Origin of the sequence: Streptomyces sp. NPDC126499 (assembly GCF_040302485.1) — a bacterium.
Classification (GTDB): Bacteria; Actinomycetota; Actinomycetes; order Streptomycetales; family Streptomycetaceae; genus Streptomyces.
The window spans coordinates 136859-161514 of sequence record NZ_JBEOUO010000015.1; the positions used below are offsets into that span (position 1 = coordinate 136859).

Below are 24656 nucleotides of genomic sequence, written 5' to 3' on the forward strand. Positions count from 1 at the left end.
CCTGCCACGCTCACTCGATTAGACGATTTCCGGCCAGAGTCCGGGGGCGAATTTCGGCCGAAATTGATCACGCGAGGGGCGTGAGGGTCGGGAGGGGGGTGAGGGGATGAGAGGGCGGACCGTGGGGTCAGCGAGGAACCTCGGGGAGTTCTTCCCCCGTCTCCAGGAGCGACTTCAGGCTGGAGATCAGCGCCGGCCAGCCCTCGGCGACGAGACGGCGGATGGTGCCGTCGGGGTCCAGGTCGTCGTGGACGACGGTCAGCTTCACCATGTCCCCGGCCGGTTCGATCCGGTACGTGACCTTGGAGCGGCCCTCCTGGGCGAGCCGGGCGTACACGTCCTCGCCGATGCCGACGGCCTGGGCCCACTCGGGCGTGAAGGTGTGCCAGGTGTACGACAGGAGCCGTCCCGGGTGGGCGGCGAGGACGACCTGGGCGGGGTCGGAGGTGGTCCGTCCGCCTTCCTCCCAGACCATGGCGGACCCGGGCGTCCAGTCGGTCTCGAAGGCCACGCCCCAGTAGCGGCGGGTGAAGACCGGATCGGTCAGCGCCTTCCACAGCTCGTCTGGCGTGGTGCGGATGTACGTGGTGTAGACGAAGGCACCGCTGTCGTCACCGGCCGAGCCGGTGACGCGGCCCGTCCCGCCCTTGGGGTCCGTGGCGGCGTTGCGGTCTGTGGCGGCGTTGCCGTCTGTGGTGGCGCTGGCGCCTCTGTCGGCGCTGCTGGCGTTGCTGCCCGTGCTGGCGTTGCTGGCGTTGCTGGCGTTGCTGTCCATCGGAGCCTGCTCCCTTGCTGACGTCCGCGTGCCCGCCCGTGTGCTCACGGGCGGAGGGCCGCCGCCACGAGACCCTCGATCTCGTCGGTCCCCCGGCTCACCGCCTGCTCTCCGGCGACCACCCGGTCGAGGACCAGGCCGTCCACGCAGGCGAGCAGCGTCAGCGTGCGGGCCTCGGGATCCGCGACGCCCCGGGCGGCGAGGAAGGTCCGGACCGCTTCGCGCCCGGGATTCTCCCTCGGCACCAGGATGTCTCGCAGTTCGGGGTCTCGCACGCTCTCCAGGACGCAGGCGTAGCGGGCGAGGGTGCGCCGTCGCCCCTCACCGGCCGTCCGGGCGGCGACCAGGGCGGCAAGGCCCCGCACGAGGTCGTCGGGGGTGCGGAGTGCCGGAGCGTCCTCGGCCGCCGCCGCCAGCTCGGCCTGGTCGAGTTCGACCAGACGGCGGACCAGGCCGGTGAGCAGGGCCGAGCGGGTGCGGAAGTACGCGGAGGTCGTGCCGGCGGGCAGGCCCGCGGCGGCGTCGACCGCCCGATGGGTCAGCCCGCGCATGCCCGCGTCGGCGAGGACGCCGAGGGCCGCATCGGCCAGAAGGGTGCGGCGGGCGGGGGCGGCGGGCGCACTGCGGTCGGAGGAGGTCACCCCCTCTTTCTACACCTGTAGAGACGGGGGTTAGGCTTCTCCGCGTCTTCTACATCTGTAGAAAGCAGATGGCAGGACGGAACCGGACGGAACACGAGAGGGGCACGGACCATGGGCCACACCGCCGTCGTCGTCGGCGCGGGAATCGGCGGGCTCGCCGCCGCCGTCGGACTCCAGCGCATCGGCTGGGAGGTGACCGTCGTCGACCGCTCCCCCGTCCTCGCCGACGCGGGCGCCGGCATCTCCCTGGCCGCCAACGGCATCCGCGCGCTCGACGTGCTCGGGCTCGGCGCCGCCGTGCGGGCCGCGGGGCGGGGACAGTACACCGGCGGCACCCGCACGCCGAGCGGCTCGTGGCTCGCCCGGATGGACGGCGCCGTGCTCGAACGCGCCCTGGGCTCCCCCATCGTGGGCATCCCGCGCGCCGAACTGCACCGGCTGCTGCGGGCCGCCCCGAGGCCGGGCACCCTGCGTACGGACCTGACGGCCGAGGCCGCCACGACGCTCGCGGGCGGGCGCGCCCGCGTGGAGTTCGGTCCGGGGAGCGAGCCGCTGGAGGCGGATCTGGTCGTCGCCGCCGACGGGATCGGAAGCCGTCTGCGTACCGCGCTGTTCCCCGGCCATCCGGGTCCGGTCCACAGCGGCTCCACCGTGCTGCGGGCGATCACCCACCGGCCCGTGGACCTCCGTACCGACTTCGAGATCACCTGGGGGCGCGGGGCCGAGTTCGGGCACATCGCCTTCGCCGACGGCCGGGCCGAGTGGCACGCGGTCCTCAACGCGCCCGCCGGCGTACGCCATGACGACCCGCTCGCGGTGCTGCGCCGGCGCTTCGCCGACTGGCACGCCCCGATCCCGGAGCTCCTGGCCGCGACCCGCGCCGAGGACGTCCTGCACCACGACGTCGGAGAACTGGCGACTCCGCTGCCGTCCTTCGTCTCCGGCCGCGTGGTGCTGCTCGGCGACGCCGCCCACGCGATGACCCCGAACCTGGGTCAGGGCGCCTGCCAGGCGCTGGAGGACGCCGTGGTCCTCGCCGCGGAGCTCGACCGTACGGCGGACGTCGACGCGGCGCTCGCCCGGTACGACGCCGAGCGGCGCCCGCGCACCACGGCCGTGGCCGCGGCGGCCCGGCGGGCCGGCCGGATGGGACAGCAGCTCAGCCATCCGCTCGCCGTGCCGCTTCGCAACACCCTGCTCCGCCTCGCGCCCTCGGGCGCGGCGGTGCGGGCGATCCTGCGTCACGCCGCCTGGACCCCGCCTCTCACCAGGTCTTTCGCGGGTGAATAGGTGCCGAGGAAACTATTCAACGAACTGCTAGTTTGTCCGGATGTCTCTCAAGCACGCTGTCCTGGCGGCTCTCCTGGAGGGAGAGGCGTCGGGGTACGACCTGGCCAAGCTCTTCGACGTGTCCGTGGCCGACTTCTGGGCGGCCACGCCGCAGCAGCTCTACCGGGAGCTGGAGCGGCTCTCCGAGGCCGGTCTCATCGCCGCCCGGGTGGTGCAGCAGGAACGCCGCCCCAACAAGCGCGTGTTCACCCTCACCGAGGCGGGCCGCCAGGACCTCGTGGCGTACACCGCGCACCCGCCGAGGCCGACGGCGGTGCGCGACGAGCTGATGGTGCAGGTGCAGGCCTGCGACGAGGGCGACACGGCGGCGGTCCGCACCCATGTGCGGGAACGGATGGAGCAGGCCAGGGCGAAGCTCGCGCGCTACGGACGGATGCGTGAGCGGATGCTGGACGGGCGGGACGAGGACGTCTACCTGCGCGAGGTCGACCGGGTGGGACCGTATCTGACGCTGCTGCGCGGCATGGCCTTCGAGGAGGAGAACGTGCGCTGGGGCGAGCGGGCCCTGGTGATCCTCGCCGAACGGGAGGCCGCCCGGGGGAACGACCGGGAGGCGACTCGGGGATAGGGGGCGGGCGCCACCCGAGGCACGGCCGGGACCCCCCGGGGCGGGGGCGGGCGCCGGGCCCGTTGCTGACGCTCGTACGGGACGAGCCCCGGGCCGCACAGGGCTGGTGACGTCCGTGGCTACCGTGGGGTAGCGTCCGTGCGCATGAACGTCGGTGACATCGTCGAGGACTTCACGCTTCCGGACGAGACGGGGCGACCCCGCTCGCTCTCCGGGCTGCTGGCCGAAGGTCCTGTCGTCCTCTTCTTCTATCCGGCGGCACTCACCCCCGGCTGCACGGCCGAGGCCTGCCACTTCCGCGACCTCGCGGGCGAGTTCCGCGCGGTCGGCGCCCGGCCCGTCGGCATCAGCACGGACGGGGTGGCGCGGCAGCAGGAGTTCGCCGACCGGCACTCGCTCGGCTACCCCCTGCTGTCCGACCCGTCGGGGGCGATCCGCGACCGGTTCGGGGTGAAGCGCGGATTCTCGCTCGCGCCGACGAAGCGGGTCACCTTCGTCATCGACGAGGACCGCAGGGTCCTGGAGATCGTCCGCAGCGAACTGCGGATGAGCGCACACGCGGACCGGGCGCTGGCGGCGCTCCGGGCCCGCGTCAGGGACTAGGCACCCCGCGGCGGTCCCTGCCCCCGGCTCACCCGGGCTCTCCCTCCCTCGCGCCACCTCACATTCCGGAGCGCTGCGGCGTCATCACGGTGTCGCACCGACGAGGGCGACGACAAGATCGAGAGATCGGGAGAGGACGTCGATGAACGACTTCCAGGCCATCGCGGACCGCGTCGAGATCGAGGCGCTGCGCGGCGAGTTCACGGACGCGGTGATGATGCGCGACCGGCCGCGCCTGGCATCGCTGTTCACACCGGACGGTGTCCTGCGCATGCCGAACATTCCGGCCGTGCACATCGGCCGCGAGGAGATCCTCGCCGGAGGCGAGCGGCTGCAGAGCCAGTGGGACTTCTTCGTGCAGAACACCCACCCGGGCTCGATCCACCTCGACGGTGACACCGCGACCGGCCGCGCCTACGTCCAGGAACTCGCACGCACCCTGGACGGCCGCCAGGGCCTGAACTACGCCGTCTACCACGACCGCTACCGGCGCACCGAGGAGGGCTGGCGGTTCGCGGAGCGGCTGTACGAGGTCAGGTACCTCGACACCTCCCCGCTGGCGGGCGCGGCGCCCGGCGCCGCGCGGGACGACGCACAGGGCGGCGCGCGGGACGGCGCTGCCCGCCCGGCTCCCGGCGCGTCCTTCACCGAGCCGGCGACGGACGAGCGGCTGGAGCGGGTGGCCGCCGCACTGCGCGCAGGCGGCTTCGCCGCCGAGATCCTCGACGACGCCGCGGAGGCGCGGGTACGGGTGAAGGACCTGCTGCCCGAAGGCGCCGTCGTGCTCACCGGGGCCAGCGAGACCCTGCGGCTGTCCGGCATCGACGAGGACATCAACGACAGTGGCCGGTACGACGCCGTCAGGCCGCGCATCCTGGCCATCGACCGTGCCACCGGCGCCGACGAGATCCGCAGGCTGGTGGCCGTCCCGGACTACGTCGTCAACAGCGTGGCGGCGGTGACCGAGACCGGCTCGCTCGTCCTCGCCTCGGGCAGCGGCAGCCAGCTGCCCGCCAACGCGGGCGGAGCGGCGCACGCCGTCTGGATCGTCGGGGCGCAGAAGGTGGTGCCCGATCTGAGCACGGCCCTGCGCCGCCTCGAGGAGCATGTCCTTCCGCTGGAGGACGCCCGCGCCCGGCGCGTGTACGGGGTGCCCAGCGCCGTCAACCGTCTGCTTGTCCTCAACGCGGAGCCGCGCCCGGGGCGTGCCACCGTGCTGCTGCTCAGGGAGGCCATCGGCTACTGACGCGTGCGGCCCGCCCGTCCGGCCCGCGGTCGCGGGCCGGACGGGCGGGTGGTTCCGTGGGCGGCCGGGATCAGCAGCCGGTGGCCCAGGTGTGGGAGTCGCCCCGGTCGTTGGCGGCTCCGTTGTAGCCCACCTCCTGGCCGGGGGCCAGACAGATCGTCATGGAGCCGCCCTGCCAGGCGGACTCGTAGACCCGGACGTAGTCCTTGACGCCGGGTCCCGAGATGCCGTGGTTGGCCCAGGACGAGTCGGTGTCGGAGATCCAGCTCTCCCACCAGCCGTCGTCGCCGCTCCAGTTGGCCCGCTGCCCGCCGAAGTTGGCGTCCTGCCAGACGCAGAAGTGCCCGGAGGGGCAGTCGGCGGCCGCGGCCGGGGCGGTCAGGGCGAGACCGCCGGCGAGCGCGAGGAGCGCGGCGGTCGTGGGGCCGAGGAGTCGCTTCATGAAGCGTCGTTGCCTTTCTTCTGGGTGGAGGGTGCGGACAGCTCGGCTGCCCGCAGCAGTGCGCGGGTGCGCAGCTGCTCGTAGGTGGCGACCTGGTCGCGGTGCAGGGCGCGTACGGTGGCCAGTTCGGCGGGTTCGAGCCGGGCCCGTACGGCGGCGAGTCCGCTCTCGCGGGTGCAGCGGTCGGCGACGGCCGGGTCGGGGCGGCCGGTGCGCGGGTCGCCCGAGGGGGCGGCGCACCTGGTCCAGCGGTCGAGGGCGGCCCGGTGCGCGGGGTCGTCCTTCATCCGGGCCTGGGCCTCGGCGCGCAGGTTGTCGACGGTGACCTGGGCCCGGAACCAGCGGGTCTGGTCGCCGTACAGGTGCGCGCGGGCGGCGGCGACGCAGCCGTCGCTGTTGGCGGTCACCGTGTGGCCGGTGGCGAGGGTCAGCGAAAGTTCGCGGGGGTCCTTGCCGAAGAGGGCGGTCTGCAGGCGGCTGTCGTCGGCGGGGGCCCTGGCCTTCGAGACCGGCCTGAGGGTGAGGCCCTGGGCGGTGAGGCAGTCGACGACGAGCCGGTGCTCGGCGGCCTTGAGGATGCGGTCCTGTTCCTGCCGGGACGGTGGCGCGGCGGCGGGTGGAACGGGTGCGGGGCGTACGGTGGCGCAGCCCGCGAGGACGAGGGCGGCGGCGGTCGCGAGGACCGTTCGGCGGGTGGCGTGGCGCATGGTTCCCCCTGGTGGCGGGCCCGGCGGTGGTGACCGGCGGGTGTGACGCCGCCGGTTTTGGGGCGATCAATGCCCGGTGCCGGACGGGCCATGCGGGGCGACACGGCGACTCACCCGAAGGGGTCCAACGCGCCGGAGCGTGCGCCGCCAACAGGGTGTTCGGGGGGTGCGCGGTAAGCCGTGGCCGGCGGGGCCGGGGACGACAAAGCCCCGGTTGGACGGGGGATTCCAACCGGGGCTGTTTGCCGTGACGCTAGAAGGGCGGTCACCTCGCGGTGGGGGGAACCTCGGGGACCGGGCCCCTTCGCCGTCACATACAGATGAACGATAAACCTTCACCCATTGTTCCGGCATGTCCTGTGTGCCGCATGTGAGCCATCTCACCCCGTTTGGTCGCCGCCCGGCCCGGCCGAGACCGGGGACGCGAGGAGGAGCCGTGCCTCGGTCTCCTGGTCGCCGGAGACGGACTGGAGGGACTGGATCTCGAACGTGCGGGCCAGGACCTTCTCCACCTCGTCGACGGCGTGATAGCCGCCGGTGAGCAGCGCTCCGACCTTTCCGGTGAGCCGGACGGGAGGGGACTCCTCGTGGCGGCCGCCGGCCGTGTCGAAGGTGGCCATCCAGACGGTGGGGGCGGGCCCGCCGGCCGCCTCCGGGCCCGGTGCCGTCACGTCCTCCAGTTGGTAGACGCGGTCGAGGACGTCGAAGACGGCCTGGGCGTCCTCCCGGCAGCATTCGCTCAGCTGCACGGTGACATCGGTGTCGATGTGCAAGTCGTACACGGCGCTCATCTCCTCGCGTGTGCAGCTTCCAGCATCCCTCGCGGCGGCGCGTCCCGCGAGGTTCATGGCACCGTGGAGACAGGTGGACGGAGCGCGACCCCGGGAGGCGGCGTGGCCGGAGGCGGAGAGGGGCCCACGAAGAGCGACGGGTGGGATGCCGACGGCCTGTACCGGGGCCGGCACGAGACGCCGGAGGAGAACGCGGACCGGCGCTGGACCGAGCTGATGCAGGAGATCCGGGTCGCCCAGACGGGTGTACAGATCCTCTTCGGTTTCCTTCTGACGGTCGTCTTCACTCCGCGCTTCCCCGAGCTTCCGCAGAGCGACCGGGTGATCTACATCGTCACGGTCTCGCTGGGTGCGGCCGCGACCGGCGCGCTGATCGGCCCGGTCTCCTTCCACCGAATCGTCACGGGCCGCCGGATCAAGCCCCGGGCGGTGGCCTGGGCCTCCCGGCTGACGTTCGTCGGCCTTCTGCTGCTGCTCGCCACCCTGGGCGCCGCGCTGCTGCTGGTCCTGCGCGTGGCCACCGGGGCGGCCTACGCCCCCTGGCTGGTGGCCGCGCTCCTCGTCTGGTGCCTGCTGTGCTGGTTCGTGCTGCCCCTGTGGGTGCGGCACCGCCACACGAGCCGCCCGCGCGACTGACGGCACGGCGGGCGCTCGGCCTCCCGCGCGCCTGACGGCACGGCGGGCGTTCACCCTCCGGCGAGGACCCGTTCGACGGTGTCCGCCTCGGCGGCGGGCTTGTCGGGGCGGTGGCGTACGACCCGGGCGAACCGCAGTGTCACTCCGGCCGGGTAGCGGGTGGAACGCTGGAGTCCGTCGTAGGCGATCTCCACGACCAGCTCCGGACGCACCCGGACGGTGAAGCCGTCGTCCTCCACGGCGAGTTCGCCCAGCCGCTCGGTCTGCCAGCGCAGCATCTCGTCGGTGAGCCCCTTGAACGTCTTGCCGAGCATCACGAAGCCGCCGTCGGCGGCGCGGGCCCCCAGGTGGAGGTTGGACAGCAGCCCGGTGCGCCGCCCGTGGCCCCGTTCCGCGGCGAGGATCACCAGGTCGAGGGTGTGGACGGGCTTCACCTTCAGCCAGGTGCGTCCCCTGCGCCCGGCGACGTAGGGCGCGTCGAGCGCCTTGACGAGGACGCCCTCGTGGCCACGGGCCAGGGTGTCCCGGAAGAAGCGCTCGCCCTCGTCGACGGCGGCCGGGTCCCCGGGGTCGCCGACCACGGTGCGGCGCACGCGCAGCGGCTCGGGCAACAGCCGGGCGAGGACGGCGTGCCGCTCGTGCCCCGGCCGGTCCACGAGGACCTCGCCGTCCGCGGCGAGGACGTCGAAGAACACGGGTGACAGCGGCACGGCGGCCCGGGCGGTGGTCACGTCGAGGCGGGAGCCGACGCGTGAGGCGATGTCCTGGAAGGCCAGGGGCCGGCCGGTCGCCGGGTCGAGCGCGATCACCTCCCCGTCCAGGACGAACGCGTCGCCCGCCGTCTCCCGGGCGGTGGCGACCACCTCGGGGAGCCGGTCGGTGATGTCGTCGAGTGAGCGGGTGTAGACACGGACCTCGTCGCCGCTCCGGTGCACCTGGATGCGGATCCCGTCCAGCTTCTCCTCGACCACGCACGGCCCGAGGGCCGCGACGGCCTCGGTGACGCTGCCCGCGGTGTGGGCGAGCATCGGCTGCACGGGGCTGCCCACCCGGAGGGTGAACCGCTCCAGGGCGGCCGGCCCCTCGGCCAGTACGGCCCGGGCGACCCTGGGCAGCGACCCTTCGAGCATGACGGCCCGCCGCAGCTCCCCGGGCGGGACGGCGGCCGCCTTGGCGACGCCTTCGAGGGCGACGGCGTCGAGGGCGCCCTGCCGGACCTCCCCGGAGAGCAGCCGGAGCAGGAACTCCTGCTCCGGCAGGGTCGCGGCGGCCAGCAGGTCCCGCACCAGACCGGTCCGCCGGGCCTGCGCCCCCGCCCCGGCGACAGCCGCCAGTGCCGTCATCGCCGCGTCGGTGTCGGCCAGGGTGAGGGCGGGCCGCGCCGCCGGAGGCACGGCCGGCGGGAGGACGTGCTTGATGACGCTCCAGCCGACGCCGATCCGGCCCTGCGGAAGCCGCCCGGAGAGATAGGCGATGACAAGCGGAGTCTCCTCGGGCTCGGCCTCCGCGAACAGTTCGGCGAGCAGTCCGGTCTTCCGCGACCGCGCCGACGTTGCGGCGACCTGCCCCGACACCTCCGCGACTCGGGCAAGGAGCATGCGCCCATCCTGCCCGCGCGCCCGGCACCCCGCACCCCGGCCGGCCGCACGCACGCCCCGGGGGCACGCCTCCTGTGTCACCCGCCCCCGGCAGGCCCGCGAGCCCACGCGGTCGAGGTGGACCGGACGGCTACCCCGGCCTGGCCTCCTTCCGCCTGCGCAGCCGGTCGAGCAGGCTCCGCCGGATCCGCCGCCCGGGCGGGCGCGTGACGGCCACCGCCCGCGCGGGCCCGGTAGCCGGTCGGGGCCACGGAGCGGGCCCGCCCTCACCGGCGGGTGCGGGCGGGCCCTCCGCCCGTACGACCGACGCGTCGGACCGGGGCGGAACGAGCCGCGCGACGGGCCGGGGCGGGACGAAGGACGCGACGGGCCGGGGCGGGACCAGCCGCGCGACGGGCCGGGGCGGGACGAAGGACGCGACGGGGACCAGAGGCGGGGTCAGGAGTGTGGTGGCGCCCGGGTACGGGGCCTGGCGGTCGACTCGGGCCTCGTCCAGGGCGAGGGCGAGGCTCATCCGGTGCCAGAGGACCTCGTCGGGGTCGTCCGCGAGCAGCAACCGGTCGGCGATCTCCCTGGCGGCCGGGGCGCTCGGCCGCCAGCTGGGCGGCCCGGGACGGAGCCGGTCCAGGTAGGCACGCTCATAGGGGTCGTCGACGACCTCGGCGACATGGGCCGGGTCGAGGAGCGAGGCGATGGCGGCCGTGCGCGCCCACGGGTCGTCGTCGGCCCGCAGCAGCATCCCGAGGCGTCGGGCCCGCCAGTTCCGGGGCCGCCAGTCCTCGCCGCCGTCCGCCCGGGTGCGGACGTCCAGCGGCAGCCGGCCGGAGAGCAGTCCGGGATGGGTGAGGGCGAACTCGCCCAGCTCGGCGGCCGGGTAGAGCCAGACGACGGCCCGGTAGCGGTTGACGTAGAACCGCACGGGACTGAAGTGGCCCGTCCGGGCCAGCCGGGCGAACCGGTCACGGGTGACCGAGAGCAGCCGCGCGCCCTCGGTCGTGCCGACGGCCCTGACCCGTTCGCGCAGTCCGTCCGGGAAGTCGGGAGCCGCTCTGAGCCGTGCGATCTCGCTCCGGGCCACGCGCCGCCGGGTGACGTCCCTCAGGACGTCCCCGCCGCCGGGCCCGGGTCCCGCCCCTGGTCCGGGAGCGGGGCCCGGCACCGTACGCACGATCCCCAGGTGGACCGCCAGCCGGAACTCCTCGCGCTTCAGCTCCAGTTCTCGCGCGGCGCGCCCCGGAGCCACCGTGCCCCCGTCGTCCGTCGCGGTCTTCTCCGTCGTCCCGTCCATGGTCATGCGATCGGTCCTCCCCCGTGTGTCGTTCGGCTCGAACACTTCCGGTGATGACCGTAACGCACAGTGACGACACCGCGCCCGCCCTGTGGATAACTCTCCGAGCGAGGGTCAGAGCGCGCTCGCGCCCCTGCCTCCGGGCTGCCGCGCCGCCACGCCCAGGTGCTCACCGACCCGGTTCACCAGCAGCGTCATCTCGTAGGCGACCTGGCCGACATCGGCCTCGGCGGCGCTCAGCACGCACAGGCAGCTGCCCTCCCCCGCGGCCGTCACGAACAGCAGTGCCTCGTCGAACTCGACCATCGTCTGCCGCGCCCGGCCCGCCTTGAAGTGGCGTCCCGAGCCGCGGGCCAGGCTGTGCAGACCGGAGGAGACCGCCGCCAGGTGCTCGGCGTCCTCCCGCTCCAGGCCGCTGCTGGCTCCGGTCACCAGCCCGTCGTTCGACAGCACCAGTGCGTGCCGTATCGAGTCGACCCGCCGCGTCAGGTCGTCCAACAGCCAGTCGAGTTCCTTGTCGAGCGCCATGCGTGTCCTCCCCCTTGGTGATGCATGCTTCGCCTCAGCCTTACGCACTGTCGTGGACAGGGCAAGCACCCGCCACGGCCGCCGTGTCCCCCGCCGCGCCCGCCCCGCCTCGGCCCACGGAGTCCAGGAGCCGCGCCGTGTGCACGCGACCCGCGTACTCGACGAGCCGGATGAGCACCTCCTTGCCCGAGTCGCGGTCGCGGGCGTCGCACAGCACCACCGGAGTGCCGCGGTCCAGATCCAGCGCGCGCGAGACGTCGTGCGCGCCGTAGGCGCGGGCGCCGGGGAAGCAGTTGACGGCGACGACGAACGGGATCCCGCGGTGCTCGAAGTAGTCCACGGCGGGGAAGCAGTCCTCCAGGCGCCGGGTGTCGGCGAGGACGACCGCGCCGAGCGCCCCCTGCGACAGTTCGTCCCACAGGAACCAGAAGCGGTCCTGCCCCGGCGTGCCGAAGAGGTAGAGGGAGAGTCCAGGCCGGATAGTGATCCGGCCGAAGTCCATGGCGACGGTCGTGGTCGTCTTCCGCGCGACTCCCCCGGTGTCGTCCACCGACTCCCCCGCGCGGCTGAGCTGTTCCTCGGTCCGCAGGGGCCGGATCTCGCTGACCGCGCCGACCAAGGTGGTCTTCCCGACCCCGAAGCCGCCGGCGACCAGGATCTTCAGCGCGAGGGCCGTGGTGTCCACGCCGCCCGCCGGGGTGCTCTCAGAGCGCTCGTAGGCCATCGATGACTTCCCTCAGGATCCGTTCGTCGGGGAGCTGTGCGGGCGGGACGGGACGGCTGACCTTCACGAAGCCCGCGTCCAGGAGGTCGCCCAGGAGGACCCGGACCACTCCTACGGGGAGGTCGGCGTCGGCGGCCAGTTCGGCGACCGACTGCGTCTCGGCCCGGCACAGTGCGAGCAGGGCCCGGTGCTCGGGGCCGAGGAGGGACTCCTCGGCGGGGCCGGGCGGGGCGTCGTCGACGACGACGAGCGCGATGAGGTCGAACCGTACGTTGCTCGGTCCGGGCTTGGTGCGGCCGCCGGTCATGGCGTACGGCCGTACGAGCGGCCCGGCTTCGGCGTCGTACCACCGACTGCCCGGGACGGTCTGCGCGTCGCCGGTGCTGTCCTCGTTCATGGGATCTCCGGCCAGCCGGCGGCCGGCGGGGGCACCGTGAGGCGCGGCGGGGTGTGCAGGTGCTCGCCGACCCTCTTCACCAGACGGGCCATCTCGTAGGCGACGAGACCGATGTCGGCGTTGACCGCGCTGAGCACGGCCAGGCACGAGCCGTCCCCGGCCGCCGCCACGAAGAGGAAGCCGTCGTCCATCTCGACCATCGTCTGACGCACACCGCCGGTGTGGAACTGGCGTCCGGCGCCCTTGGCGAGGCTGTGGAAGCCGGAGGCGATGGCGGCCAGGTGCTCGGCGTCCTCCCGGCTCAGACCGCTGGAGGCGCCGACGGCGAGGCCGTCGTTGGAGAGCACGACCGTGTGGCGGACCTCGCGGACCCGCGCGACGAGGTCGTCCAGGAGCCAGTCGAGCTCTCCGGAGCGGTGGTGGGCCGCCCTCCCGTGGTCGATCATGCGTCGTCTCCTTCGCTGTTGCCGGGTTCGCTGGACGCCTGCGGGCCGCGACCGGTGCCCAGCGGGCGCCGATGGACGACCGGGGTGCCGGGTGCCGGACCGCCGCCGCGCCGCCAGCCCTCGCGGTAGGCGGACATCCGGTCCCTGACCTGCTCCGGGGTCCGCTCGCCCGCACCGCCGACGGGCGCGGGAGGGGCGTACGGGCCGGGGGCCGGCGCCTCGCGGAGCTGCGGTACGAGGCTCGCCTGCCGTACCCGGCGGGGCAGGTCGGCCTCGGCTCCGGCGTCCTCGGCCGAGGTGGCCGCCACGCCGGACGGTCCGGTTGTGTCGGCTGTGTCGGATGTGCCGGCTGTCTGCGGTGGCTGGGGTTCGGGCGAGGGTGCTGGTACGGGAGGGGCGGATAGTGCGGGCGGGGCCGACGGGAGGGGCTGGGTGCACCGGCGCAGGGCGGTGACTCCGGCCGGCGGACGAGCGGGCGCGCAGGACGCTTCGAGGTCCGGGGTGCCGGGAGGAGGTCCGGGTACGGAGGGCTGCTCGGCGTGCGCGGGTGCGGGCGCGGACAGGGGCGCGGGTGCGGGCGTGTGGGCGTGCTCGGGGCCCGCGGTGGGCGCCGTACCGGCGGAGCCGCGCCCGAGTGGAAGGGTGCTCTGCAGCAGGTCGGTGGGGAGCAGGACGACGGCCGTCGTGCCCCCGTAGGGCGAGGTGCGCAGGTGGACCTTGATGTCGTGCCGCGCGGAGAGACGGCTGACGACGAAGAGACCGAGCCGGTCGCTGTCGAACAGGTCCAGGGCCTCGGACCGGGCGATACGGGCGTTCGCCTCGGCGAGGCTCTCCTTGCCCATGCCGAGTCCCCGGTCCTCGATCTCCAGGGCGTAGCCGTTGCCCACGGGTTCGCCGCTGACGCGCACCTTGGTGTGGGGCGGGGAGAACTGGGCGGCGTTCTCGATGAGTTCGGCGAGCAGATGGGTCAGGTCGGCGACGGCGCCGCCGACGACGGAGGTCTCGGGGAGCCGGCGCACCTCCACGCGCGCGTAGTCCTCGATTTCGGAGACGGCGGCGCGGACGACGTCGGTGAGGGGTACGGGCGTGCGCCAGGCGCGGCCGGGGGCGGCGCCCGAGAGGATGATGAGGCTCTCGGCGTGGCGGCGCATCCGGGTCGTGAGGTGGTCGAGCCGGAAGAGGTCGCCGAGCTCGTTCGGGTCGTCGGCGCGGCGCTCCATGCTGTCGAGCAGGTTCAGCTGGCGGTGCACCAGGACCTGGCTGCGCCGGGCGAGGTTGACGAAGACGCCGGAGATGCCGCTGGCGAGCTCGGCACGCTCGACCGCGGCGGAGAGCGCGGACCGGTGCACGGTGGTGAGCGCCTCGCCGACCTGGCCGATCTCGTCCTGCGGTGCGGGTCTTGGCGGGGCCTCGGCCAGGACGTCGATCTCCTCGCCGGCACGCAGCCGACGCATCGCGGCGGGAAGTTTACGGCGGGCGATCTCCAGAGCACCGTTGCGGAGGCTGACGAGTTCGACGACGAGCCCGCGGCCGATGCGCACGGAGATCACGAGGGAGGCGGCGACGGCGGCGAGGCCGAACAGGACGGCGGCGCCACCGGCGCTGAACACGCCCCCGCCGAAGGGCTCGTAGCGGGCCGCGGCGCCGGTGCGGGCCGCGTTCTCGACGGCGGCGATGCCCTCCCGTACGACGGAGTGGGCGGCGTCCCAGTCGGCGGAGGGCACGACCTGGGCGGCACGCCGGCCGGGGGCGGCGGCGCGGATCCGTTCCTCGGCCGCTTCGAGCTGCCGGTAGGCGGGCTGGGCGGTGAGGCTGCGCCACGCGGTGCGCTGCGGCGCGGGCAGGTCCGCGGTGGCGGACTCGATCAGGGCGCGGCGGGCCTCGACGGCCCCGCCGAACTCGCGGAGCCGTGCGGCGGCGAGCTGTCCGGTGAGATGGGCGGAACCGAGGAGTGCGTCCTCGCGGGCCAGCATCTCCCCCGCGCGGCCGAGTTCGAGCAGGACGCGTGCCTCGGCGCCGCCGGTGTCCTCGATGCCGGCGAGGGCGCCGACGACGGCGAAACCGGCGGAGACGGCGGCGGTGTACTCCTCGTAGAGCCGGTCGCCGTCGGCCCGTCCGTCGACGGCCGCGGTGCGCAGCATGCCGAGGCCCTCGGTCCGCATGACGAACGCGGCCACGCGCGTGGCGACGTCGGCGGGGAGGCTGCCGTTGTCGCCCACCGTGTACCGGTCGCCCAGGCGGAGCCGGGACACGGCGGAGTCGGTGGCCCTGACACGCTCCTTCAGCTCGGCGGCGCGCCCGGTGCCGGGAGCCGCCGCCTGCCGTACGGCGGCGCGCCGTTCCTCCTGAAGGGTGGTGATCGCGGCGGCGACGGGCTGCCGGACCTCGGCGTCCACGGCCCGCAGGAGGCGCAGCCGGGCGACGTCCTGAGCGGTCGTGACCGTGGCGAAACCCCACAGGGCGAGCAGGGAGACGACCGGGACCATGAGCAACGAGACGATCTTGGCGCGCACGGTCCGCGGCCGCAGCCCGCGGCCCCTTCCTCCCCCGCGCCCCCGGTCGTCCGCCGGGGCGGCCGACCGGGCGGCCGACGGGACGGACGTGGTGGGGTCCGTCTCCACCGGCCGCGCGCGGGACGCCGTCTCGTCGGCGGCGGGACCGGCGTGCGCGCGGCGCCCGCGGGCCGCCAGGGGCGGCTGGGCCGGGGCCCCGGCGTCGTCCGGGGTCCTGCGGGGAGTTCGCATGGCCTCCTCGTTCCTTCGTTCACGGCCCGTGGGAGCGGCGGGGCCCGTCGGTGCCGGCGGCTCTACGGGGGTGGCCTCACGGGAGATGACGTACGGGTGGTGCGGTACGGGTGGTGCCGTACGAGTAGCGACGTACGGCCTCAGGTGCGGGCGTCGCGGGCGGCGGTGGCGCCGGCGGTGCGACCGCCGCCGGCCGGGGCGTGCACCGGCCCCGACGGGTGGGCGCGGGCGGGTGCGACGGTCCGCTCGCGCGGGGGTGCCGCCTCGGGGCGGAAGCCGGGCGGTGCGACGTCCACGGCCCGCTCGTCGGGTTCGCCCAGGCGTCCGGCGGAGGCGTAGGCGGCGCGTTCGTCCGCCGTGGGCGAGAGGGCGACGAACGCGGAGGTGATGAAGAGGTAGGAGCCTAGGCCGACGGCGAGCGGGAAGACGAACTGCATGACGGTGGCGCCGGCGAGGGGAGCCGGAGAGGGGGCGACCTCGACGCGTACGGCGAACATGCCGGTGTAGTGCATGCTGCTGACCGCCGCGCCCATGACGAGGGAGGCGAGGGCGACGGCCGCCGGGGCGTGGATGTTGAGCGCCGCCCACAGGGCCGCGGTGGCGGCCACCACCGCGATGAGGACCGAGAGGCCGACGAGCAGCGGGTCGTACCGCACCTGGCCGTGCAGCCGCAGTGCCGCCATGCCCGTGTAGTGCATGCTCGCCACCCCGACGCCCGTCGTCAGACCGCCGATCAGCAGCGAGCGCGTCCGGTCCCGGCCGTAGCCGACGGCGAAGACGCCGGCGCCGACCACGGCCATGGCGATGAACAGGCTGAGGAGGGTGAGGGGGACGTCGTAGCGGATGTCGGTGCCGGTGACGCCGAAGCCGAGCATGGCGACGAAGTGCATCGTCCAGATGCCGGTACCGAGGGCGGAGGCCGCGGTGAGCAGCCAGTTGCGTCGCGAGCGGCCGGTCGCGTCGAGGGCGCGTACGGTGCAGCGCAGTCCGAGGGCGGCGCCGATGCAGGCCATCGCGTACGACAGCACGGGTGTCAGCCAGCCGTAGGCGGCGTGGTCCAGGTGTCCCATGACTCGGGGACGCTAGGCGCCGCCGGGGCGCATCAGGGGCGCATTTCGAAAGCTGATGGAATATGACAGAGAGATTTCCCCAACGATCAGCACTGGCTCGAACATGTGCACAGATCGTTCACTCACACGAGGTGATCCGCGCGGGAGGACTCACGCCTGCGAGTGACCCGCTCTGGGGGATCATGGGGCGCATGAGCGATGACCCCACACGTGTACGGGAGTTCTTCGGCGCCCGCGCCGCCCGCTGGGACTCCAGGTTCCCCGACGACGGGCCCGCCTACGCCGCGGCCGTCGCCGACCTCGGCCTGCGTCCCGGCGACGCCGTGCTCGACGCGGGCTGCGGCACCGGTCGCGCACTTCCTCCGCTGCGCGAGGCGGTCGGCCCGACGGGCACGGTGATCGGGGCCGACCTGACGCCCGAGATGCTGGCCGAGGCGGCGAAGGCGGGGCGCGACCGGGCCGGGACACTGATCCTCGCGGATGTCGCGCGGCTGCCGCTGCGCGACGGCGCCCTCGACGCCGTGTTCGGAGCAGGGCTCGTGTCGCACCTCGCCGACCCGGCCGGCGATCTGCGCGAGCTGGCCCGCGTGGTGCGGCCGGGCGGACGACTCGCGCTCTTCCACCCGATCGGCCGCGCCGCCCTCGCCGCCCGCCACGGGCGGCGGATCACCGACGACGACCTGCGGGCCGAGCCGAACCTCCGCCCGCTGCTGGCCGGTTCGGGCTGGGAGCTGCGCCGTTACGTGGACGAGGACCAGCGCTACCTGGCGGTGGCCGTGCGTCGTACGGAGTGACCGTCCAGATGATCCGGTGATCATACTTAGGCCGCGAGGAAGCCTTCTGACGGTCCGACAGCACGACCGGATCGGACACCCGGCCGCGTCGGACGACGACCGGGGACCGGACGAGAGGAAGGCGACAGATGGCCCGCAACAGACGGACGGGCGTGGCGACACTCGGGGCGATGGTCCTCGGGGTCACCGCGATCACCGGTTTCGCACCCCCTCAGGGCGCCATGGAACGGGAGGGGGCGGGTTCGGGACCGGCCCGCGAGCGGGCCGTCCGGGCCGCCGTCGCCGCGGGCGTCTTCAGCCGCGACCACAGCGCGATCACCGCGGGCCACGCGGCCGAGGCCGGTGACGCGCGGGACGCGGGGGGCGCGGGGGACGCCGGCGAGGACTTCGGGGCCGAGTACGTGCGCCACCGGGTCGCGCGCGTGCTGCCGGGTGCGCTGGCCCCGATCTGCGGTGACGGTTACGGCCACGAGGTCACGTTTCCGCTCTTCGACGGCGTGATCGTGCAGGCGGTCGAGACGAAACGCAGCACCGTCGGCTCCACCCTCGTGTGGCACGGCACCGTCACCGGCACCGCCGACCAGGACGTGATCGTGACCCTGGAGGGCGGCTGCGACCGCGCCCCCGGCAACGAGGTGCTGAGCGCCCAGTTCCTGACCGGAGGCGATCTGTACGCCGTCGAACCGCTCGGCAAGGGCCGGGTCCTGGTCACCCAGACCACCCCGCTCACCGACGAGGACGAGCCCGCCCGTCTCGTGCCGCCCGCGACCCGGCCCGTCCCGGCGGACCGGCCCCCGGCGCCGGCTGACCAGACGGCCCATGCGCACCACGCGGACCAGGCGCATCACGCGGACCACCAGGCGGCCCGTGCGCACCACGCGGCCCTGACGGACCAGGCGGACCAGGTGCATCACGCGGCCCGTACGGACCAGGCAGGCCACGCAGGCCAGGCGGCGCCGGCTGCCCAGGTGGCGCTCGCCGGCGCGGTGCTCTCCTCCCCCGAGGCCGAGCGTGCCGCCGCGGCCTGCAAGGGCGGCCAGGGCTACTCCCTGGTCGACGTCCTGGTCGGCTACACCCCCGGGGCCCGGACCGAGGCGGGAGGCGACGCCCAGGTCCGGGCGGCCGCCGCACGGGGCGTCGCGCTCGCCAACGAGGCCTTCGCCGAGAGCGGGGTGAAGGTGCGGGTGCGTCTGGTCGGCACGGCGCTGGCTAGCGTCCCCGCCTCCCTCGACGGGGTGACGGGCTCCCTCCTCTCCGCCGTCGCCACGCCCGACGACGGCGTCGCCGACAGCATCCCCCAGCTGCGCGACCAGTACGGCGCCGACCTCGTCTCCGTCCTCGCCGCGGGCCGCGCCGCCGGCGGCCTGGGCTACACGCCGTCCGACCCCGGCCCGTCCACCGCGGCCTGGGGCTACTCGGTGGTGGGCCGGAGCGCCGTCTCCCGCTTCTCCCTGGGCCACGAGATCGGGCACAACCTCGGTGCCGACCACGACCGGGTGACCCAGCCGGTCCAGAACGAGAACGGCGCCACCGGCTACTTCCCGGCCAAGGGCGACTGGTCGTCGGTCATGGCGTACGAGTCCAGCTGCCGCAAGGCCACCAAGGGCACCTGCACCCGCATCAACCGCTTCGGCAACCCGCACCGGACCTACCGCGGCGAGCCGCTCGGCGTCCCGCTCGGCAGACCCGGCCAGGTCGACAGCACCGACGTGCTGACCGGGACCGGAAAGGCGGTCGCCGCCTACCGCGCGGCGAAGACCTCCGACGCGCTCTGCGCGGTGACCGCCTCCGTCGCGCCCAGGGGCGCCGGCACCGTCACGGCCGGCGCGCCGGGCCCGTACCCGCAGGGGACCACCGCGACCTACGACGCCGAGGCCGCCAAGGGGTACGTGTTCTCCGGCTGGAAGCTGGACGGCAAGGCGGTCAAGGGCGGTGCCACGGGCTTCCGCGTGCCGGCCGGCGACCACACCCTGGTCGCCGAGTTCAGGAAGGGCACCACCCCCACCTCCACCGTCACCACCCGGACCTCCGGCAGCGGGACGGTCAGGAAGGCGCCCGCCGGGCGCGCCGAGCCGGCAGGCGCCGACGTGCTGTACGAGGCGGTTCCCGCGCCCGGCTGGGACTTCGCCGGCTGGGTGCTCGACGGCTCGCACGCGGGTGACCACGTCTCCCTCGCGATCGACGTCGGCGCCGACGACATGCCTCTCACCGCAGTGTTCGAACACCGGCGTCACCGGCTGACCGTGGTCGAGCGCGGGCGCGGCACGGTCCGGCTCTCGCAGGACGGACCGTACTCCGACGGCGACACCGTCATCGCGACGGCGGTCCCGGCCCCCGGCTTCGTCTTCAAGGACTGGCTGCTGGACGGCGAGCCGTACGGCGGCGACGAGGAGCGGCACCAGGGGGAGACCTCCGTCCTCTTCGACGAGGAGGGACACACCCTGACGGCGGTCTTCGGGCGGGCCTGATCCGCTCGGCGTGTCGTAGCTCTCACCCGCCCGTCGGGACGTTCCCGCGGCAGCTCTCGACGGGCGGGTTACTCACTGGTTAGGGTGCGCCGACGACCAGATGGGGAGGCTCACGTGGGTGGACCGGAATCCGCCGCGAGCGGCACGGAGGAAGGCGACGACGACGCGCTGTTCGTGCTGACGGCTGCGCTGCTCACGCCCGCGCGGTTCCCCAGCGTGCTCGGTGACGACTACCCGGCGGCCTGTGCGGCGCTGCGGCTGGAACCGTACGCGGAGGGGTACGGGCTCGTGCTCGGCCAGGACGGCACGGGGGCCCGCTGGACGGTGGTGGTCGACGACGTGTCCCTGGTCGCGGTCGCCATCGCGTCCTGGGACTGCGGCATGGAGTACGACCTCTCCCCCGACGAGCGGTCCGTGGTGTCGGCGCTGCCGGGCTGGCCGCTCGCCGTCGCCACCTCCGCGCCCGGTCTTCCGGCGCCTCACGACCCCGTACCGGAGGCCGGCGACCTCGCGCCGCTGTCCCCGCCGGACGGGGCCGCGTGGGGGCCGGCCCAACGGCGCCTGGGCGCGGACATGGTCGCGCTGCAGTGGAGCGAGTGGCGGGCCCGGATGGGCGACGACACCGCCGGGAACGGACAGGGGCAGGGAACCGCGGCCGGAGGCGGCGCGGGAGCCGGGGACGGGGCAGGGGCGGCGGCCGATGGCGGGGCCGGGAATGGCGCAGGGGCGGCGGCCGATGGCGGGCCCGACACGCCGGAGAGCGGCCGCCCCGACCCGTACGACGGTGTGCGGCGGGCCCTGAAGGAGCTCGGCGAGTATGTGGTGCAGGCGCCTCCCGTGGGACGGGTGCGGTCGAGCTTCGCCGGGGACGAGGCCCGGATGCTCCGGGCCGACGGGCCGGGCTGGTCGCTGGTCGCGCGGACCGACGACATGGCGTTCGTCCTCCTCGACGACGAGCCGCACGAGGTGCTCCCGGTGACGCGCGGCCCGAAGCTGCCCGCGCTCCTCGAAGCGCTGGACGCCATGGCGGTACGGCCGAGCTGAGCAGGGCCTGGCTGAGCAGGGCCTGGCTGAGTACGGCCGAGCCCAGTACGGCCCGGCTGAGTACGGCCGAGCTGAGCGCGCACCACACAGGGGGGACCTCCGAGGTGTGGTGCGGGCCCGTGGCTTGGTGATCGTGTCACCCGGAGGATGTGGCGACGCGCCGAGATGTCAGCCGACGCATCACGGCGTGCGCCCGGCGCACTCGCGCGCCGGCCCCGTACCGCCGTCCCCCGGAGGCCCCTCATGCGCCCGTTCCGAGGCGTTCCGCTGCCCGACCGCGGTGTTCCCCCGCGACGCGCCCGAGGCGTTCCCCTCGTCTCCGCCCGAGGCGTGCCTCTGCTCGCCGCCTTCCTGGCGGGTCTCGCCGTCCTCGGTCCGACCGCGCCCGCGGGGGCGCGGGACGCCGGTCCTTGCGCGCGCCAGGACCGTCTGGACGTGCCGGGGGCCGAGCACCAGGAAGCCGCGTGCCTGCCCGATCTGACGACGGTGGGGCTCGCCGGCACGCGGTACACGGACATGGCCGACCAGGCGGGTCTGTCGGCGCAGGGCACCGTCAACCCGTCCGGGGTGCCCGGCATCCAGATCGACGGGTACTTCCCCGACCGCTCGCGGCTCAACACCACCCACGGCTGGGCGCACGACGCCCAGTTCGTGATCCGGCTGCCCGACCGCTGGAACGGCGGCCTCGTCGTCACCGGGGCCCCCGGCACCCGCCGGCAGTACTCCACGGACACGATCATCTCCGACCACGTTCTGGCGCAGGGCTTCGCCTACGCCGCCACCGACAAGGGCAACACCGGGCCGGACTTCTTCACGGACGGGCGGGAGCCCGGTGACGCGGTCGCCGAGTGGAACCACCGGGTCACCGAGCTCACGAGGGCCGCCAAGCAGGCCGTGCGGCAGCGCTACGGGACCACGCCGCGGCGGACGTACATGACGGGCATCTCCAACGCCGGCTATCTGACCCGCTGGCAGCTGGAGAACCGGCCCGAACTGTACGACGGCGGCGTGGACTGGGAGGGCGTGCTGTGGACCACCCGCGGCCCCCACCTCCTCACCAGCCTGCCGGTCACCGTCGCCCGTCACTTCGGCACGGCCTCCGACCAGGACCTGATCGACGCCGGTTTCGCACCCGGCTCGCGCTTCCTGTGGCCGTACCACGACAAGGCCTACTGGGGGCTGACGCAGAAGATCTTCCGGGCCGAGTTCGATCCCTCCTACGACCCGAAGTGCCCCGGCACGACGGCCGGTTCGACGCTGGAGCGGATCCTCGCGCCCTGCGCTTCGGACGCCTCGTACGACTACGCCTCCCGGCCCGCCTCGGTACGGCGGGCGGTCGCGAAGGTCGCGCTGACCGGGCGGATCGGCAAGCCGCTGATCACGCTGCACGGCGATCTCGACGCGCTGCTGCCCATCGCCACCGACTCGGACGTCTACGCGCGGATGGTCGACGACCGGGGCCGGGGCGCCCTGCACCGCTACTACACGGTCCAGGACGGCACGCACACCGACGGCCTGTACGACACCCACCCGGACCGGCTGCGGCCGATCCTGCCCTGCTACCGCTCGGCGTTCACGGCGCTGACACGGTGGGTGGAGGCGGACGTGGCGCCGCCCGCCGACCGTGTGGTCGCACGGCCGGCGGGCGGTGACGTGGTCAACTCCTGCGCCCTGCCCTGACGGCAAGCGCGCGGACGTGGTCCTGCGCCGGCGTCAGACCTTCTCCAGGGGACGGTGCGGGCCGGCCGGAAGCTCGACGCGGATGGTGTCGCCCGGCCGCACCTCCCCTCCGGTCAGCACGATCGACATGATGCCCGCCTTGCGGACGATCTGTCCGTTCTCGTCGCGGCCGAGCACCTGCTTGAGCAGTCCGTGACGGAAGTTGTCGATCTGCGCGCAGGGATTGCGCAGGCCGGTGACCTCCACGACGGCCTCCGCGCCGAGGTGCAGCCGGGTACCGGTCGGCAGACCGAGCAGGTCGATGCCACGGGTCGTGATGTTCTCGCCGAGGTCGCCGGGGGCGACGTCGAAACCGGCGCCGGCCACGTCGTCGAAGAGCTCGGAGTGGATCAGGTGGACCTGGCGCAGGTTGGGCACGGTCGGATCCTGGGCGACGCGGGAGCGGTGCTTGACGGTCACCCCGGCGTGGACGTCGCCCTCGACGCCCAGGCCGGCGAGGAGCGTGATGCTCTGCCGGTTGGGCTTGGTGAACGAGTAGACGCCGTTGCTGCTGACCGTGGTGACGGTGCCGGTCTCGATGCCGGTGTTCGTCTCGATGCCGGTGTCGATGCCGGTGCCGGTCTCGGTCTGTGTGCCGCGTTCCGCCGCGTCCGCCGTGTCTGCCAAGCCCGCCGTGTTCGCCGTGTCCGCCGTAGCCGCCGTGTCCGCACTCATGACGTGGAGCTCCCCTTCCCCCGGGTGCCGATGTGTCGCGCCCCCTCGACCCTACGCGACCCCCTCCGCGCGCAGCGGTGCCCCCACCTCGTGGAGGTGGCCGAGCGCCTGCCGGTAGGAGTCGACGAAGCCGGTCTCCGTGTACGGGATGCCGAGCGCGCGGCAGTGGGCGCGCACCGCCGGCTGGGCCAGGCGAAGATGGGGCCGCGGCATGCTCGGGAACAGGTGGTGCTCGATCTGGTAGTTGAGCCCGCCGAGGAACCAGTCGGTGAGGGCCCCGCCCCGGATGTTGCGGGAGGTCAGCACCTGGCGGCGCAGATGGCCCCAGGAGTCGCCGTCCGGGTGGGCGTCGGGCGTCTCCATGCCCTTGTGGTTGGGGGCGAAGGCCATGCCGAGGTGGACGCCGAGCAGCATCTGGTGGAGGAGGGCGAAGACGAGGGCCTGGAGCGGGGTCAGCAGGGTCAGGAGGAGCGCGGTGTAGCCGGTGATGTGGGCGAGGAGGAGGGCGCCCTCGACGAGGCGTTCGCGGTGGGTGCGGTAGGGGCCGGTCCGGGAGAGCAGGGCCTGGATCCCGTACACCTTGAGCGCGATGCCCTCCAGGGTGGTCAGCGGGAAGAAGAGCCAGGCCTGGTGGCGGGTGAGCCAGCGGCGCGGGCCGGTGCGGTCGGCGGTCTGGTGGGCGGCGAAGACGAGGACGTCGGCGGCCACGTCCGGGTCCTTGTCGAGGTGGTTGGGGTTGGCGTGGTGGCGGTTGTGCTTGTCGTTCCACCATTCGCGGCTCATGCCGAGGAGCAGGTTGGCGTGGACCAGCTGGACGATCCGGCCGAGCCGGCGGCTGTCGGTGATCTGCGCGTGGCCGGCGTCGTGCCCGACGAAGGCGACGCGGGCGGAGAACAGGGCGAGCGGCAGGGCGAGCGGCAGCGCCCACCAGGTCGGGCCGAGGAGCGCGAGTCCGGTCACGACGGCGGCGATGCCGAGGAGGTTGGCCGCGATGCCGCGGGCGTACCAGCCGTGGCGGCGCTCCAGGAGCCCCTGTTCCTTGACGGTGCGCAGGAGCGGGGCGAACTCGCTGCCGCCGCTCTTGCCCCGGCCGCGCGCCGGGCGGGCCGGGCGGCGGGGGTCGGGTGTCGTGGGGTGGGCCGCGGAGGGCGCGGGGAGCGTCGCGGTGGCCTGGGACATGGCGGTCTCCGGTGTCCTGGAAGTCCTTGGAAGCGGCCGTCGCGCGGGCCGCGCCGGCTATCCGAAACGTACGGATCGGTGATCGTCGGCGGCCATGACGTCACCACCCGGACCCGCTCGGGGGTCGGCCCGGGGGCGGGGGGTGGGGCCCTCCCCACCCCTGACGGAGAGGCGTGACGTGGATCACCGCAGCAGGCGGCGCACGCGGGCGGGGAGTTGGGGT

Annotated in this window: 24 protein-coding genes; 9 read left to right on the top strand and 15 right to left on the bottom strand. The window is 74.3% G+C overall.

From position 1 onward, the window contains the following. Positions 1-127: 127 nt before the first annotated feature. Positions 128-775, bottom strand: coding sequence for an SRPBCC family protein (locus ABTZ91_RS22925; RefSeq protein ID WP_352079059.1), 648 nt, complete (start codon positions 773-775; stop codon positions 128-130). A gap of 44 nt (positions 776-819) precedes the next feature. Continuing rightward, the gene (locus ABTZ91_RS22930) at positions 820-1326 is read right to left on the bottom strand and encodes a TetR family transcriptional regulator C-terminal domain-containing protein (protein WP_352079121.1); all 507 of its coding nucleotides are present in this window, start codon (positions 1324-1326) and stop codon (positions 820-822) included. 201 nt (positions 1327-1527) lie between these two features. Here ABTZ91_RS22930 and ABTZ91_RS22935 point away from each other — a divergent pair, with 201 nt between their 5' ends. The 4 genes from ABTZ91_RS22935 to ABTZ91_RS22950 all read left to right on the top strand — a co-directional run bounded on the left by ABTZ91_RS22935 (position 1528) and on the right by ABTZ91_RS22950 (position 5183). Then, on the top strand, positions 1528-2706 hold the full coding sequence (locus tag ABTZ91_RS22935; protein ID WP_352079060.1) for an FAD-dependent monooxygenase: 1179 nt from the start codon (positions 1528-1530) through the stop codon (positions 2704-2706). Between the two features lie 40 nt (positions 2707-2746). Continuing rightward, a complete protein-coding gene (locus ABTZ91_RS22940; protein WP_352079061.1) occupies positions 2747-3334 on the top strand; it encodes a PadR family transcriptional regulator in 588 nt (195 codons plus the stop codon). Between the two features lie 144 nt (positions 3335-3478). Continuing rightward, positions 3479-3937, top strand: a complete 459-nt coding sequence (locus tag ABTZ91_RS22945) for a peroxiredoxin (protein WP_352079062.1) — start codon at positions 3479-3481, stop codon at positions 3935-3937. Between the two features lie 142 nt (positions 3938-4079). Beyond that, on the top strand, positions 4080-5183 hold the full coding sequence (locus ABTZ91_RS22950; RefSeq protein WP_352079063.1) for a nuclear transport factor 2 family protein: 1104 nt from the start codon (positions 4080-4082) through the stop codon (positions 5181-5183). 70 nt (positions 5184-5253) lie between these two features. Here the strand turns inward: ABTZ91_RS22950 and ABTZ91_RS22955 are convergent, their stop codons facing one another. The 3 genes from ABTZ91_RS22955 to ABTZ91_RS22965 form a co-directional block, all read right to left on the bottom strand. Beyond that, positions 5254-5625 (bottom strand): peptidase inhibitor family I36 protein, encoded by a 372-nt coding sequence (locus tag ABTZ91_RS22955; protein WP_352079064.1) that lies wholly within the window; start codon positions 5623-5625, stop codon positions 5254-5256. Continuing rightward, entirely contained in the window at positions 5622-6332 is a 711-nt protein-coding gene (locus ABTZ91_RS22960; protein ID WP_352079065.1) for a hypothetical protein, read from the bottom strand. The genes ABTZ91_RS22955 and ABTZ91_RS22960 overlap by 4 nt, the downstream gene beginning before the upstream one ends. Positions 6333-6712: 380 nt before the next feature. After that, on the bottom strand, positions 6713-7123 hold the full coding sequence (locus tag ABTZ91_RS22965; protein ID WP_352079066.1) for a hypothetical protein: 411 nt from the start codon (positions 7121-7123) through the stop codon (positions 6713-6715). Between the two features lie 102 nt (positions 7124-7225). On the opposite strand from ABTZ91_RS22965, the gene ABTZ91_RS22970 reads away from it, so the two are divergent. Then, on the top strand, positions 7226-7759 hold the full coding sequence (locus tag ABTZ91_RS22970) for a DUF6328 family protein (RefSeq protein WP_352079067.1): 534 nt from the start codon (positions 7226-7228) through the stop codon (positions 7757-7759). Between the two features lie 50 nt (positions 7760-7809). Here ABTZ91_RS22970 and ABTZ91_RS22975 read toward each other — a convergent pair whose 3' ends face one another. The 8 genes from ABTZ91_RS22975 to ABTZ91_RS23010 form a co-directional block, all read right to left on the bottom strand. Next, a complete protein-coding gene (locus ABTZ91_RS22975) occupies positions 7810-9357 on the bottom strand; it encodes an ATP-dependent DNA ligase (protein ID WP_352079068.1) in 1548 nt (515 codons plus the stop codon). A gap of 130 nt (positions 9358-9487) precedes the next feature. Further along, positions 9488-10651, bottom strand: a complete 1164-nt coding sequence (locus ABTZ91_RS22980) for a DUF6397 family protein (RefSeq protein WP_407078009.1) — start codon at positions 10649-10651, stop codon at positions 9488-9490. 108 nt (positions 10652-10759) lie between these two features. Then, entirely contained in the window at positions 10760-11173 is a 414-nt protein-coding gene (locus ABTZ91_RS22985) for a roadblock/LC7 domain-containing protein (protein WP_352079069.1), read from the bottom strand. 40 nt (positions 11174-11213) lie between these two features. After that, positions 11214-11897 carry an ATP/GTP-binding protein gene (locus ABTZ91_RS22990; protein WP_352079070.1) on the bottom strand — a complete coding sequence of 228 codons (684 nt, stop codon included), beginning with the start codon at positions 11895-11897 and terminating at the stop codon, positions 11214-11216. Next, on the bottom strand, positions 11878-12294 hold the full coding sequence (locus ABTZ91_RS22995) for a DUF742 domain-containing protein (RefSeq protein WP_352079071.1): 417 nt from the start codon (positions 12292-12294) through the stop codon (positions 11878-11880). The genes ABTZ91_RS22990 and ABTZ91_RS22995 overlap by 20 nt, the downstream gene beginning before the upstream one ends. After that, on the bottom strand, positions 12291-12740 hold the full coding sequence (locus tag ABTZ91_RS23000; protein WP_352079072.1) for a roadblock/LC7 domain-containing protein: 450 nt from the start codon (positions 12738-12740) through the stop codon (positions 12291-12293). The genes ABTZ91_RS22995 and ABTZ91_RS23000 overlap by 4 nt, the downstream gene beginning before the upstream one ends. After that, entirely contained in the window at positions 12737-15484 is a 2748-nt protein-coding gene (locus tag ABTZ91_RS23005) for a nitrate- and nitrite sensing domain-containing protein (RefSeq protein WP_352079073.1), read from the bottom strand. The genes ABTZ91_RS23000 and ABTZ91_RS23005 overlap by 4 nt, the downstream gene beginning before the upstream one ends. A gap of 140 nt (positions 15485-15624) precedes the next feature. Then, positions 15625-16554, bottom strand: a complete 930-nt coding sequence (locus tag ABTZ91_RS23010) for an MHYT domain-containing protein (RefSeq protein WP_352079074.1) — start codon at positions 16552-16554, stop codon at positions 15625-15627. Positions 16555-16745: 191 nt separating this feature from the next. On the opposite strand from ABTZ91_RS23010, the gene ABTZ91_RS23015 reads away from it, so the two are divergent. The 4 genes from ABTZ91_RS23015 (at position 16746) to ABTZ91_RS23030 (ending at position 22540) form a co-directional block, all read left to right on the top strand. Beyond that, positions 16746-17348, top strand: coding sequence for a methyltransferase domain-containing protein (locus ABTZ91_RS23015; RefSeq protein ID WP_352079075.1), 603 nt, complete (start codon positions 16746-16748; stop codon positions 17346-17348). 128 nt (positions 17349-17476) lie between these two features. Then, the gene (locus ABTZ91_RS23020; protein WP_352079076.1) at positions 17477-19816 is read left to right on the top strand and encodes an InlB B-repeat-containing protein; all 2340 of its coding nucleotides are present in this window, start codon (positions 17477-17479) and stop codon (positions 19814-19816) included. A 114-nt stretch (positions 19817-19930) separates the two neighbouring features. Beyond that, on the top strand, positions 19931-20860 hold the full coding sequence (locus ABTZ91_RS23025; RefSeq protein WP_352079077.1) for a hypothetical protein: 930 nt from the start codon (positions 19931-19933) through the stop codon (positions 20858-20860). Positions 20861-21190: 330 nt separating this feature from the next. Next, the gene (locus ABTZ91_RS23030) at positions 21191-22540 is read left to right on the top strand and encodes a tannase/feruloyl esterase family alpha/beta hydrolase (RefSeq protein ID WP_352079078.1); all 1350 of its coding nucleotides are present in this window, start codon (positions 21191-21193) and stop codon (positions 22538-22540) included. A 33-nt stretch (positions 22541-22573) separates the two neighbouring features. Here ABTZ91_RS23030 and ABTZ91_RS23035 read toward each other — a convergent pair whose 3' ends face one another. Beyond that, complete coding sequence (locus ABTZ91_RS23035) at positions 22574-23119, bottom strand: MOSC domain-containing protein (protein WP_352079123.1); 546 nt, start codon at positions 23117-23119, stop codon at positions 22574-22576. A 186-nt stretch (positions 23120-23305) separates the two neighbouring features. Then, positions 23306-24433, bottom strand: coding sequence for an acyl-CoA desaturase (locus ABTZ91_RS23040; RefSeq protein WP_352079079.1), 1128 nt, complete (start codon positions 24431-24433; stop codon positions 23306-23308). Between the last annotated feature and the right edge of the window lie 223 nt (positions 24434-24656).

What these genes read in the sequence shown, in the direction of transcription:
- ABTZ91_RS22950 (WP_352079063.1), top strand. Translation starts at nt 4,080, where the DNA reads ATGAACGACTTCCAGGCCATCGCGGACCGCGTCGAGATCGAGGCGCTG.
- ABTZ91_RS22995 (WP_352079071.1), bottom strand. Translation starts at nt 12,294, where the DNA reads ATGAACGAGGACAGCACCGGCGACGCGCAGACCGTCCCGGGCAGTCGG.
- ABTZ91_RS23040 (WP_352079079.1), bottom strand. Translation starts at nt 24,433, where the DNA reads ATGTCCCAGGCCACCGCGACGCTCCCCGCGCCCTCCGCGGCCCACCCC.
- ABTZ91_RS22975 (WP_352079068.1), bottom strand. Translation starts at nt 9,357, where the DNA reads ATGCTCCTTGCCCGAGTCGCGGAGGTGTCGGGGCAGGTCGCCGCAACG.
- ABTZ91_RS23005 (WP_352079073.1), bottom strand. Translation starts at nt 15,484, where the DNA reads ATGCGAACTCCCCGCAGGACCCCGGACGACGCCGGGGCCCCGGCCCAG.
- ABTZ91_RS23000 (WP_352079072.1), bottom strand. Translation starts at nt 12,740, where the DNA reads ATGATCGACCACGGGAGGGCGGCCCACCACCGCTCCGGAGAGCTCGAC.
- ABTZ91_RS22955 (WP_352079064.1), bottom strand. Translation starts at nt 5,625, where the DNA reads ATGAAGCGACTCCTCGGCCCCACGACCGCCGCGCTCCTCGCGCTCGCC.
- ABTZ91_RS22960 (WP_352079065.1), bottom strand. Translation starts at nt 6,332, where the DNA reads ATGCGCCACGCCACCCGCCGAACGGTCCTCGCGACCGCCGCCGCCCTC.
- ABTZ91_RS22945 (WP_352079062.1), top strand. Translation starts at nt 3,479, where the DNA reads ATGAACGTCGGTGACATCGTCGAGGACTTCACGCTTCCGGACGAGACG.
- ABTZ91_RS22985 (WP_352079069.1), bottom strand. Translation starts at nt 11,173, where the DNA reads ATGGCGCTCGACAAGGAACTCGACTGGCTGTTGGACGACCTGACGCGG.
- ABTZ91_RS22925 (WP_352079059.1), bottom strand. Translation starts at nt 775, where the DNA reads ATGGACAGCAACGCCAGCAACGCCAGCAACGCCAGCACGGGCAGCAAC.
- ABTZ91_RS22965 (WP_352079066.1), bottom strand. Translation starts at nt 7,123, where the DNA reads ATGAGCGCCGTGTACGACTTGCACATCGACACCGATGTCACCGTGCAG.
- ABTZ91_RS22980 (WP_407078009.1), bottom strand. Translation starts at nt 10,651, where the DNA reads ATGACCATGGACGGGACGACGGAGAAGACCGCGACGGACGACGGGGGC.
- ABTZ91_RS22930 (WP_352079121.1), bottom strand. Translation starts at nt 1,326, where the DNA reads ATGCGCGGGCTGACCCATCGGGCGGTCGACGCCGCCGCGGGCCTGCCC.
- ABTZ91_RS22990 (WP_352079070.1), bottom strand. Translation starts at nt 11,897, where the DNA reads ATGGCCTACGAGCGCTCTGAGAGCACCCCGGCGGGCGGCGTGGACACC.
- ABTZ91_RS23015 (WP_352079075.1), top strand. Translation starts at nt 16,746, where the DNA reads ATGAGCGATGACCCCACACGTGTACGGGAGTTCTTCGGCGCCCGCGCC.
- ABTZ91_RS23010 (WP_352079074.1), bottom strand. Translation starts at nt 16,554, where the DNA reads ATGGGACACCTGGACCACGCCGCCTACGGCTGGCTGACACCCGTGCTG.
- ABTZ91_RS23020 (WP_352079076.1), top strand. Translation starts at nt 17,477, where the DNA reads ATGGCCCGCAACAGACGGACGGGCGTGGCGACACTCGGGGCGATGGTC.
- ABTZ91_RS22935 (WP_352079060.1), top strand. Translation starts at nt 1,528, where the DNA reads ATGGGCCACACCGCCGTCGTCGTCGGCGCGGGAATCGGCGGGCTCGCC.
- ABTZ91_RS22940 (WP_352079061.1), top strand. Translation starts at nt 2,747, where the DNA reads ATGTCTCTCAAGCACGCTGTCCTGGCGGCTCTCCTGGAGGGAGAGGCG.